The 12,545-nt window shown below is 39.3% G+C and carries 6 protein-coding genes; all 6 read left to right on the forward strand.

Going from position 1 to position 12,545, the window contains the following annotated elements; translation table 11 throughout:
• Nucleotides 1–176 precede the first annotated feature (176 nt).
• The 6 genes from EZ456_RS17940 to EZ456_RS17965 all read left to right on the forward strand — a co-directional run bounded on the left by EZ456_RS17940 (nucleotide 177) and on the right by EZ456_RS17965 (nucleotide 12,541).
• Nucleotides 177–836 (forward strand): GDSL-type esterase/lipase family protein, encoded by a 660-nt coding sequence (locus EZ456_RS17940; protein ID WP_131532523.1) that lies wholly within the window; start codon nucleotides 177–179, stop codon nucleotides 834–836.
• 571 nt (nucleotides 837–1,407) lie between these two features.
• The gene (locus tag EZ456_RS17945) at nucleotides 1,408–4,323 is read left to right on the forward strand and encodes a ligand-binding sensor domain-containing protein (RefSeq protein ID WP_131532525.1); all 2,916 of its coding nucleotides are present in this window, start codon (nucleotides 1,408–1,410) and stop codon (nucleotides 4,321–4,323) included.
• A 260-nt stretch (nucleotides 4,324–4,583) separates the two neighbouring features.
• A complete protein-coding gene (locus EZ456_RS17950) occupies nucleotides 4,584–7,727 on the forward strand; it encodes a SusC/RagA family TonB-linked outer membrane protein (protein WP_131532527.1) in 3,144 nt (1,047 codons plus the stop codon).
• 12 nt (nucleotides 7,728–7,739) lie between these two features.
• Nucleotides 7,740–9,266, forward strand: a complete 1,527-nt coding sequence (locus EZ456_RS17955) for a RagB/SusD family nutrient uptake outer membrane protein (RefSeq protein WP_131532529.1) — start codon at nucleotides 7,740–7,742, stop codon at nucleotides 9,264–9,266.
• A gap of 91 nt (nucleotides 9,267–9,357) precedes the next feature.
• On the forward strand, nucleotides 9,358–10,764 hold the full coding sequence (locus tag EZ456_RS17960; protein ID WP_131532531.1) for a glycoside hydrolase family 30 protein: 1,407 nt from the start codon (nucleotides 9,358–9,360) through the stop codon (nucleotides 10,762–10,764).
• Between the two features lie 25 nt (nucleotides 10,765–10,789).
• Nucleotides 10,790–12,541 (forward strand): cellulase family glycosylhydrolase, encoded by a 1,752-nt coding sequence (locus tag EZ456_RS17965; RefSeq protein ID WP_131532532.1) that lies wholly within the window; start codon nucleotides 10,790–10,792, stop codon nucleotides 12,539–12,541.
• Nucleotides 12,542–12,545 lie beyond the last annotated feature (4 nt).

The raw sequence follows: 12,545 nt of genomic DNA on the forward strand, positions 1-12,545 counted from the left end.
GTTGATGATAGCAAGACCTGTTTGCCTGCATTATTCAATGCAGGCGAATCAGGCACTACTCCCCAGAAAAAATTCAATCTATTCTTTTACATACGCACACAGTAATAAATTTGATTGAATTGATTGTAGAAAATAGGATATTGGTATATTGTGAGCCTTTAAACATCCTTATGCGCATGAAAAAATCATTTTTAAGCTTCCTTTTGATATCTTTTTTAACTGTAAGTGCATTTGCCCAAAACAAACCTAATTTTTGGGATGATGTGCAAACCATTAAAAAGTACGATCAGTTGTATAAACCACCCGTTCACCCGGTTTTGTTTGTAGGAAGTTCATCCATCAGGAAATGGGACGATTGTACACAGATTTTTGCCAAATATAACGCGTTAAACCGCGGAATTGGTGGTGCTGTAATTAACGATATTACCTATTATTTAAATGATGTTGTTTTTCCTTACCAACCTAAACAAATTGTATTGTATGTTGGCGAAAATGATCTGGTAAACGATGCGGTAACACCTGATACCGTTTTGAATAGAACAATCCTTTTATATCAGGCCATCAGAGCAAAGTTGCCAACGGTGCCAATTGTTTACATCTCGATTAAACCGAGCCCAAGCAGGGATAAATTTAAAGAAAAGGCAATAGCATCTAATGCATTGATTGAGAAATTTTTAGCCGGAGAAGCCAACACGAAATTTGTTAATGTATATCCGTTGATGTTAACCAAGGACGGGCAGCTTAGACCAGAACTTTTTGTGGGCGATATGTTGCACATGAATGCTGCAGGTTATGCCATCTGGCGAAAAGCAATTGAGCGGCATTTATTAAAGTAATTTTGCTCTCAATTCGTCATTCCTGCGCAGGCAGGAATCTTAATGCAATGGTATCACCTAAGCATTGGTTTTATACTTTTAATTTATTGCACCGGCCTCCAATAAACTAGCCCCGATCCGATAGCTATCGGATGAACGGTAAGCCCGGAACGAGGTACGAGTGAGGACTTGGAGTGAAAGCGGGACCGGAACACACCGAAGCACCAAAGGTAAGCCGCTCCAAAAAATAAGCATCCTTTATTTTTCTTACCACCTTCGCACCTAAGCATTTGGTTTTATACTTTTAATTTTATTGCACGGTCTCCAATAAACTAGCCCCGATCCGATAGCTATCGGATGAATGGAAAGCCCACAGCGCAGCGAGGACTTGGAGTGAAAGCGGGACCGAACCCAACCCAAGAACCACAGGTATTGCGCTCCAAAAAAATAAGCATCATTATTTTCTTACCACCTGATCACCTCAGAAAATAATAGCAGCCTGGTTTAATATTGGCGGATAGTTGTACGCAAGGTTAATCGGAATTAAAATTATATATTTATTATTGCGTTCAAATCACCCTCCCTTAACCAGATGAATAAACTTCTAGTTGTTATCATATTTTTTTTCGGTTACCATGTACATGCTCAGGACCTTTTGGGTATTCCACAGATTGTAAATTACAATAACGAGCAGTATAATGCGGGAATGCAGAACTGGGATGTGAAGCAGGATAAAAACGGAATTCTTTATTTTGGGAACAATGAGGGGCTACTTACCTTTAACGGGCGCTATTGGAACCTGTTTCGGTTACCTAATTATACTTCTGTACGCTCGATCGGGATCGATTCTAAAAACCGGATTTATGTAGGCGGTCAGGATGAATTTGGTTTTTATTACCCCAATGAAAAAGGGATTTTAAAATACACTTCGCTTTTAGGTCTGCTGCCCGAAAACCTTCGCAAACTGGCTGATATATGGGACATTTCGATTATTCACGATGAAGTTTTTTTTAGATCGAACAACGCCATTCTACATTATAAGGATGGTGTGATCAAAAACTATAAGCCCAGTACCGCCTGGCTTTTTATGGGTATAGCCAATAATAAAGTGTTTGCGCAATCGGAAGAATCGGTATTAATGGTTTATGAGCAGGAAATGTGGAAGCCTTTTTGTGCTGATCCAATTTTTAAAAAATCGTCTATTACGGCTGTTTTACCTTATAATGGCGATACTTTAATGGTTTCTACCTTAAAAGGCGGTTTTTTTCTGCTGATTAACCATCAGCTTAAACCGCTAAAAACCAATCTCGACCATGTGTTTTTTAACGACCGGATTTATTTTGCCGATCAGATCAATCAAAATCTATATGCAGTGGGTACTACTTCTGGTGGGGTATACATTATGAATAAAGGTGGAGAACTGATTCAGAAATACAATTACAGGGAAGGTTTGCAGAACAACAACGTAAGGGGAATTCTGCAGGATAGGGATAAGAATATGTGGCTGGCTTTAGATGATGGGATTGCTTATGTGGCCATAAATAGTGCCATTAAAAGCATCTTCCCCGACCGCAATAAACAGATTACCAGTTATGCCTTCAGAAAATTTGACCAATCGGTTTATATTGGTACATCGAACGGCTTATATAAAACAAAAGTTAATCCCGCTGCCAAAGATTTAAGTTATGCCACCGCGAATTTTGAAGAGGTGAAAAATACCAAAGGACAGGTTTGGGGGCTTGATGAAATTAATAACCAACTGTTGTTGGCACACGAGGAGGGAACACTTTTGGTGCAGCATAATGTAGCTAAGTCGCTTTACAATTTGCCCGGTACCTGGTTGTACCAAACTTTAGACCGGGTTTATCCAAGCAGCGAGGTTATTGCCGGTACCTACTGGGGTTTACAGCGCTTGATTTATAAGGATGGGCTTTTTAGCAATGGCGGAAGAATTGACGGGATAAATGAGCCGCTGCGGTTTATTGTAGCAGACAATAATAATCCCGACCACATTTGGGCATCGCACCCTTACCATGGGGTGTATAAAATAGAATTACAGCCCGATCATAAACGTGTGTTGCGTACCACCATGTACACCGACCGTGATGGATTACCTTCTAAACTGTACAATTATGTGTACCATATTAAAAATAGGGTGGTAATTGCAACTATAAACGGCGTTTATGAATACGATAATACAAAGAAAAAATTTGTCCGCCTAAAACTATTGGCCAATGCCATAAAAGGGATTTCGGTGCAGTATATGAAGGAGGATAACGACGGGAACATCTGGTTTGTAAGCAATAAAAAGGTAGGTGTAATTGATTTTAACCGACCATCGGGCTCGAACCCTTTTAGTATTTTTTATCTGCCCGAATTAGATGGGAAAATAGTGGGTGGCTTCGAATCTATTTACCCTTTAGATAGTAAGAATATATTTATTGGGGCCAATAAAGGAGCCTATCATATTAACTATGAAAAATACATCGAAAACATAACCAAGCCAATTGTAGCATTGGGGCAGATTAAACTGCTTGGTAAAAAAGATAGTTTGGTTTTTGGTGGCTATTTTGTAACCAAGGGCATAATTTCTGCCAAACAGGATCAGCAAGAAATACCAGAATATACCAATAACTTAAATTCAATGCATTTCGAATATTCGTCTACACTGTTCGAGCATGATAAAAATATTAAATTCAGCTATCAATTGGTTGGTTTCGATAAGGATTGGTCGGCATGGACTACTAAAAGCGAAAAGGATTATACCAATTTACCTGCAGGGAAACATACTTTCAATATTAAAGCTAGAACGGGCGTAGGTAACGAATCGGAAGTGGTGGGTTATACTTTTGTCGTGCTGCCTGCCTGGTACAATACCATATGGATGAGGGTTTTTTACCTGATCTTGATTGTGTTGTTAATCAGGTTGATTATTAGGTGGCAAAAGCGAAAACATTTAAAAGAGCAGGAGCGGATGAGTTACCTGCATCAGCTGGAGCTAGACCGGAATGAAAAGGAAATTGTTAGGCTGCAGAACGAAAAGCTTGAGGCCGATGTAAATTATAAGAACAAAGAGCTTTCTACCATGACTATGCATTTAGTGCAGCGGGGTAAAGTATTGGCCAAGATTAAAGAAGTAATATCGACCGTAATTAAAAACCACGATATTAATGAGAGCTCACCAAGTTTCAGGCACCTCATCAGGCTGATCAGGGATGTGGAAAAGAAGGATCAGGAACTGGATCATTTGAGCGTGCACTTTAATCATGTAAACACCGAATTTTTTAATAAACTCAAAGACCTTTATCCCGATTTAAGCCAGAACGATTTAAAATTCTGCGCCTATTTATCGATGAATCTTTCGTCAAAAGAAATGGCACAGTTGATGAATGTAACCATTAAAGCCGTCGAAGTGGGCCGATATCGCTTAAGAAAGAAGCTTCAGCTCAAGCCGGAGACCAATTTATATGAGTTCCTGATCGGCATTGCCCGTCAAAAAACACCTTAAACCGATGTTTTTGTTACAATTATAAACATTTTAAGTTAAAACAACTTAAGTAGTTGATATACAGTTTACTTGTGTTTTACTTGTAGGGCTTATGTAGGCCTAAAAATCTCTTTTTTTGATTAATTGAGGGCTTCTGTATGGTTTGTGTAGTAGCGCCAAATTGTTCTATTGCATTGCATGGCTATAGATTTGATTTATGAAACGGGCCACCAAGAGTCCCGGTCATTAACTAACCAAATATTAACTTAAAACTAATTTCTATGAGAGGAAGATTTACATTCGTATTCTTCATTTACTGTATCATGGCATTTCCGCTGGCCTTATTGGCACAAGACATTCCGGTTACAGGAAAAGTAACAGAACAAAATGGTAGCCCTTTACCTGGGGTAACAGTTAAGCTTGATGGAACTACCAGAGCCGCATCTACTGATGCCAATGGTGTTTTTAGCATTCAGGCACCCGTTGGAGGCAAATTAACCATCAGTTTAATTGGTATGGCAGCACAAACCGTAACTGTTCCGGCAGACGGCCGTATTAATGTATCGCTTACTGCCGATTCGAAAGATTTAACAGAAGTTGTGGTTGTGGGTTACGGTACACAGAAAAAAGCGCTTGTAACGGGATCAATCTCCAGCGTAAAGGCAAAAGACCTGGAATCGATGCCTATTAACAGAGTAGAGCAGGCCTTACAGGGAAGAACATCTGGTTTAACTATTGCCAGTGGTAATGGTCAGCCAGGATCTGCATCAACAGTGAGAGTAAGGGGCTTTACCTCTTTTGCATCTTCAGGGAATAATGATCCGCTTTGGGTTGTTGATGGTGTAATTGTAGATAATGGTGGTATTGGTTATTTAAATCAATCAGACATCGAATCTATTGAGGTTTTAAAAGATGCAGCTTCGCAAGCAATTTATGGTGCCAGAGCTGCAAATGGAGTAATTATTATCTCAACTAAGAAGGGTAAAGAGGGAAGGTTATCTATAAATTACAATGGATTTTACGGTACGCAAGCACCGGCTAAAAAGCTAAAACTGTTAAACGCAAGTGAATATGCGATGATTAGGAATGAAGCATATTCAAATAGCTTTAATGCAGCAACCGATGGAACTTTTACACTTCCGTATTCAAATCCGTCATCTTATGGAGAAGGTACTGATTGGCAATCGGTTGTTTTTAATGACGATGCCCGCAGACAGACCCATGAGTTTAGTGTTTCAGGCGGAACTAATAAATCTACCTTTTATACTTCTTTTGGTTATCTAGATCAAGAAGGGATTGTAGCCACACCAATTTCTAATTTTAATCGCGCTAACATTCGTATCAATTCTACCTTTAAACCTGCCAAGTGGATAAGCTTTGGTGAGAATTTAGGCTATAGCCATTCGGTTAACAGTTCTTTAGGTAATACAAATAGCGAGTTCGGTGGCCCTTTAAGTTCAGCAATCCATTTAGATCCAATAACCCCAGTTATTCAGACCGACCCAACGGCTATAGGCAAATCTCCTTATACCATTGCAAATATTATAAAAGATCCTGCAACAGGATTTCCTTATGGTATTTCAGGCCCTGTTGGTCAGGAAATGAGTAACCCGCTGGCTTATATTCAAACCAGATTGGGTAACTATGGTTGGGATCACAATATTGTTGGTAATGCTTTCTTAGAAATTGAGCCAATTGAAAATTTAAAATTCAGATCATCACTAGGAACAAAACTTGCTTTTTATGGTTCGGAGTCTTATACCCCGTTATTCTGGTTAAGTCCTTCAAACACAAATACTAAGGCGAATTTCTATCGCGAGATGAATATGACAATTAATTATAATTGGGAAAACACCATTAGCTATTCAAAAAGTTATGGTAAACATCATGCATACGCTATTCTTGGTCAAGGTTATTATATGGACAACAATAACCGAGGCTTAAACGTAAGGTTTAACAATATAATTGCACAGGACTTTTATCAGAGTAATTTAAATTATAAACCGGCCACTGCCGATATTCAGGGTGATGGTAGTGATGCTACGTTGCATGTTGTTAACTCTTTATTTACCCGCGTAACTTATGATTATGATGAAAAATATCTATTTACGGGGATTATTCGTCGTGATGGTTCTTCACGCTTTGGTACCAACAACCGATTTGGTTACTTCCCATCAGCCTCAATAGGCTGGGTGCCCACAAAAGAAGGTTTCTGGAAAGAAAACAACATCGTTAATTTCTTAAAATTACGCGGTAGCTACGGAATTACAGGAAACGATGCAATTGGCGATTTCAGTTACGTGTCATTGGTGAATAGCGGACGTAATTATACTTTTGGTACTACAGATGCAAGTATTATTGGATGGAGTCCGGCTGCCTTATCAAATCCTGATTTGAAATGGGAAGAAACCCGACAAACAGATATTGGTTTAGATGCTACGCTGTTTAATGATTTTACACTTAGTGCTTCTTACTTTAAAAAGAAAACTATTGGCGTATTGCAAACACCCTCTATTCCACTTTATTTAGGTGCAGCTGGTGGTGCCGCAGAAAATGTTGGGGATATGCAGAACACCGGTATCGAATTCGAAATAGGCTACAGAAAAAAAATCGGAGAACTTAATTTAGGTATTAACGCTAATCTTTCTACCTTAAAAAATAAGGTAACCAAGCTATTGCCAGGAAGAGAGTTTATTGAAGATAACGCACAGAGTTTTCAAGGCATGGGTAACTTTACCCGTACCGGAATTGGACGTTCTTTCAACGAGTTTTATGGCTACGAAGTGGCTGGTATTTTCCAAACACAAGCAGAAGTTAATGCTTACAGAGGGCCGGGTGGTACAGTGCTGCAACCTACTGCAAAACCAGGAGATATTAAGTTTGCCAACCTAGATGGAAATGAATCTATTAATGGTAGCGACCGTACTTATTTAGGTAGTCCGCTTCCAAAATATACATACGGTATTACCATTAATCTGGCTTATAAAAACTTTGATTTTGTTGCCTTCGGAAACGGTGTAGGCGGAAATATGATCTTCCAGGGATTAAGACGTTTAGATGTAACCTACGGAAACTGGCAAAATTCAGTTCTTGACAGGTGGACACCTACAAACCCATCCACTACTGTTCCCCGTGTTGCCGATAAGGATCTTAACGGAAACTATACCAAGTTCTCTAAAAATTATCTAGAAAAAGGAGATTACTTCCGTTTAAAAACCCTTCAGGTAGGTTATAATTTTCCAGCTAATGTTACTAAAAAAATTGGAGCACAAAAAGTCCGGGTATATCTTATGAGTGAAAACCTTTGGACCATTACAAAATATACAGGTTACGATCCTGAAATCGGAGGAACTGTATTGGGTGTAGATCGGGGGATTTATCCGCAAGCCCGTTCGTTTATGGTAGGTTTAAATGTTGGATTCTAAAAAAAAATTAAAATGAAAAAGAATATTTTAGCTATTGCAGCCCTTTTAACCGCTTCTCAACTAATAGTCTCTTGTCAAAAACAGCTAGACGTAAACCCACGTGAACGTATTCTGGAGACAAGTTATTACCAAAACCAGCAGGAGGCTTTTACGGGTTTGGTAGCTGTTTATGACCAATTGGGTAATCAGTCTAGTGGGTACCTCACAAAACTTAATTTATTTAGCTCAGCATCAGATGATCATTTCGCCGGTGCCGATTCTCCATCAGATTTAGGAGATATGCAAGTGATGAATAATTATACGGTAAACTCATTATCAGGTGGCCCAAGTTATTTATGGAGTAAGGGTTTTACAGGCGTTTACCGTGCAAATATTTTATTGAAAAAAATAGAAGGTATTACAATGGATGCTTCAACCAAGGCAAGATATATTGCCGAAGCTAAAGCATTGCGTGCTATATTTTATTTTGATTTAGTGCGCATCTTTAAAAATATACCATTAATCTTAGCGCCTGTTGAGCCTTCTGGTATGTTCGATGTTACGCAGGTTGCCCCTGCAGATGTTTATAAACAAATAGAAACAGATTTAACAGAATCGTTATCTGCTCTTCCTGTAACTATTCCTACTGCTGATGCAGGGCGTTTAAGTCAAGGTGCAGTTCATGCAGTTTTAGGTAAGGTTTACTTGTGGGAAGAAAAATGGGGACCAGCAGCTGCAGCGTTTGCACTGGTTAACGGTACTGCACCAGGCGCGAGTACTTATGGGTATAAATTATTACCAAAATTTGCCGATCTGTGGAACTGGAAAAATAAATTCAATTCAGAATCTATTTTAGAACTCAGCTACAATACTACCTCTAACATGGGCTGGAGTAACGTTGGAAGCCGTGAAGGTAATGTTATGGGCATTTTGGTAGGACCACGTAATTATGTGCCTGTAATTGCTGCACAAGCACCCGACTACGTTTCGGGTTGGAGTGTTATGCCAATAACCAAAGAATTATTTGACCTAATTCACTACGACCCGCGTAATAAACCTACGGTTGCCAATTTAGATAGTTTGGAAAAGGCAGGTATTGTAACCTACAAACATGCCAATGATAATACCGGGTATTTTGTTGAGAAATATGCTGGAAGGGTTTCTACCAAAGCAGCTGTGGGCCAGTTAGAATTAAACTTTGGTCAGAATATGTACGAAATACGTTTAGCTGATACCTACTTAATGGAAGCCGAAGCATTATTGAAAAGTGGTGCTGCAGTTGGTTCGGGTACCAGAGCTTATATTTTCTTAAATGCAGTTAGGGCCCGTGTAGGTTTAAATCCTGTTGCAGTAACCATGGATAATATAATGAAAGAAAGACGTCTGGAAATGGTAGCTGAAGGACAAAGGTGGTTTGATTTAGTTAGATGGGGACTTGCCCCAACTAAACTGGCTTTTAAAGGATTTCAGGCAAATAAAAATGAGACCTTGCCGATCCCACAGGCTGAGTTAAATAATACTAAGATTCTTCAAAGCAAAGAATGGGGCGGAACAAAATAATTGCTCATCTATGCACGCTTAATGTTTAATTGTTAACAGGGAGAAAGCGAAATCTTTCTTCCTGTTTTTTTAATCTGATCATCATTTATCTATGCTTTCTACCAAAGCCTTTCGCCTTTTTATTACGGGTGTTTTTACCTTTTCTTCGTTTGCTGTTCTTGCTCAAAACCAGGCAGAAGTTTGGCTTACCAAAGCAGATCGATCTGTTTTATTTGCAAGGCAGGCAACCAACTTAAGTTTTACGGCTACTAAAAACAATTCGCCAATCATTACCGTAAACGATAAAGAAACTTATCAAAGTATAGATGGTTTTGGTTATGCATTAACAGGTGGAAGTGCACAGCATATTATTAAAATGTCGGCACCAGCCAGAGCTGCCTTACTAAAAGAATTATTTGCCACCGATGGAAACAACATAGGAGTAAGTTACATCAGACTAAGCATCGGTGCTTCTGATTTGAATGAAAAAGTATTTTCCTACAACGATCTTCCCGGAGGCCAAACCGATTTAATGCAGGCGAAATTTGATCTCGGCCCGGATAAAGTGGATGTGATTCCGGTAATGAAGGAAATCCTTGCAATAAACCCAAAGTTAAAAATTATGGGTTCGCCATGGTCTCCTCCCTTATGGATGAAAACCACTTACGATGCCCGTGGAGGGATGTTAAAGCCCGAATATTACGATGCTTACACCAAATACTTTGTACGTTATGTACAGGAAATGCAAAAAGAAGGAATTCCTATCGATGCGATTACCGTTCAAAATGAACCTTTGCACCCAGGCAATAACCCTAGCTTGCTCATGGTAGCACCAGATCAGGCACTTTTTGTAAAGAAATTTCTCGGTCCTGCTTTTGCTAAAGCCAATATTAAGACCAAAATTATTGTTTACGATCATAATGCCGATCGACCAGACTACCCGATTACCATTTTAGATGATCCTGAAGCCAAAAAATATATCGATGGATCTGCCTTTCACCTGTATGGAGGAAATATTGAAGCTTTAAGCGATGTGCACAATGCCCATCCTGATAAGAATATTTACTTCTCTGAGCAAATGGTAGTAGAGCAGCCAGATGCTAAGGATATTAAAATTGTTAACCCGGTTAGGCGTCTAATCATTGGTGCTACACGTAACTGGAGCAAAAATGTGCTCGAATGGAATCTAGCTGCCGACCCCGAAAATAAACCTTATACCGACAGAGGAGGTTGTTCGATGTGCCAGGGTGCGGTAACGATTGATAAAGATGCCTACAGCAGAAACCTGGCTTATTATTCCATTGCGCATGCTTCTAAGTTTGTACGGCCAGGTGCTGTTCGCATTGCGACGAACGATTTAACCGATCTGCCAAATGTTGCCTTTAAAACCCCTGATGGGAAACATGTTTTAATTGTAGCCAATAGCGGGAAGAACGCCAATACATTTAACATTGTTTTTAACGGCAAAACACTTGTAGCCACACTCGATAAAGGATCTGTAGCCACATACATCTGGTAATTATCTCATACCTAATCTTATTTTTATGTCTTTTACAAAATCGATATTATATATTTTTCTGCTCAGCACCATTTCGTTTACAGGGTTTAGTCAAGGGTTTTTAAAAGCCGAGGGTAAAAAAATAGTAAACCAAAAAGGGGAGAATGTTTTACTCCGTGGTTTTGGCTTAGGAGGCTGGATGTTGCAAGAAGGCTATATGCTCAAAATCAATAAAGAAGCACAACAGTATCGCATCCGTGAGCGCATAGAAGAATTGATGGGACCAAAACAAACCCAGGAGTTTTATGATGCCTGGCTGGCTAACCACATGCGTAAAATCGACGTGGACTCGATGAAACGCTGGGGCTTCAATTCCATTCGCCTGCCTATGCATTACAACTTGTATGCGTTGCCGGTTGATAAAGAGCCTGTTGTGGGAAAAAATACCTGGCTGGAAAAGGGTTTTGCCCTAACCGATAGCCTGCTATCGTGGTGTAAGGCCAATAAAATGTACCTTATTTTAGATTTACACGCTGCACCTGGCGGACAAGGAAACGATTTAAACATTGCCGACCGCGATCCGTCAAAACCGTATTTATGGGATAGTGAGGCCAATCAGGAAAAAACCATAGCGCTTTGGAAAAAACTGGCCGAGCGCTACAAGGATGAACCTTATATTGGCGCATACGATATTTTGAACGAACCTAACTATGGTTTCACAAACCCTGAAGAAGATAAAAACGGAACGAAAGAAAAAGTGAATGCGCCTTTGAGAAAGTTAATGGTCGAGATTACCAAAGCCATCCGCGAAGTTGATCAAAAGCACATCATTATTATCGAAGGCAATGGCTGGGGCAATAATTACAATGGCATTTTTCCGCTGTGGGATAAAAACATGGTGTTGAGTTATCATAAATACTGGAATTATAACGATCAGGCCTCAATAGCGCATATTATTAAAGCCAGAAATGAACAGAACGTTCCGGTTTGGCTTGGCGAAACCGGCGAAAATTCCAATGTTTGGTTTACTGATGCCATCCATCTTTTAGAGCGGAATAATATCGGTTGGGCTTGGTGGCCTTTAAAAAAGATAGGGGCAAATAATCCGATGGAAATTAAATCGAACCCTAATTATGATGCACTGGTAAATTACCTGAATAACGGTGGAAACAAACCTAAAGATAGCAATGTGTACAGCGGTTTAATGGAGCTGGCTATTTATTCGAGATTAGAAAATACCATCATTCATAGTGATGTAATCGATGCCATGATCCGTCAGCCCTTTAGTCATGAAACAAAACCGTTTAAGGCCAATTTAATTAAAAATAAAAGTATGGTATATGCTGTAGATTACGATTTAGGTAAAAATGGTAAAGCTTATTTCGATACCGATACTGCCGATTACCATACCTCAACAGGAAAACGAAGTGCAGGTAACCGCGGCCGGATTTACAGAAACGATGGTGTGGATATTGTTAAAGATTCTACACTGTACGAAAAGTATTATGTAAACCATATCGAAAAAGGAGAGTGGTTGCAGTACACTATAAATGTTTCGCAAAAGGGAACTTACACTTTAAAAATAAATGCTGCGGCAGATAATGCCAAAGGTAGAATTATGATTTCGATCGATGATAAAGTGGTAGCAAAGGACATTGCGGTTCCAAATACGGGAGATAACAAGAAGTTTTCAACCTTTGAAGTAAAGAATGTCGTGTTAAAAGCAGGTAAACAAAAAATTAAGATTTTCACAGCTGTTGGAGGTTATAATTTTGGTTATATTCAATTCGTAAAATAAAAAC

The sequence above is a fragment of the Pedobacter psychrodurus genome, assembly GCF_004331735.1.
Classification (GTDB): Bacteria; Bacteroidota; Bacteroidia; order Sphingobacteriales; family Sphingobacteriaceae; genus Pedobacter; species Pedobacter psychrodurus.

Excerpts from the sequence above, each read along its gene's own strand:
- EZ456_RS17940 (WP_131532523.1), top strand. The coding sequence starts at position 177 with ATGAAAAAATCATTTTTAAGCTTCCTTTTGATATCTTTTTTAACTGTA.
- EZ456_RS17945 (WP_131532525.1), top strand. The coding sequence starts at position 1,408 with ATGAATAAACTTCTAGTTGTTATCATATTTTTTTTCGGTTACCATGTA.
- EZ456_RS17950 (WP_131532527.1), top strand. The coding sequence starts at position 4,584 with ATGAGAGGAAGATTTACATTCGTATTCTTCATTTACTGTATCATGGCA.
- EZ456_RS17955 (WP_131532529.1), top strand. The coding sequence starts at position 7,740 with ATGAAAAAGAATATTTTAGCTATTGCAGCCCTTTTAACCGCTTCTCAA.
- EZ456_RS17960 (WP_131532531.1), top strand. The coding sequence starts at position 9,358 with ATGCTTTCTACCAAAGCCTTTCGCCTTTTTATTACGGGTGTTTTTACC.
- EZ456_RS17965 (WP_131532532.1), top strand. The coding sequence starts at position 10,790 with ATGTCTTTTACAAAATCGATATTATATATTTTTCTGCTCAGCACCATT.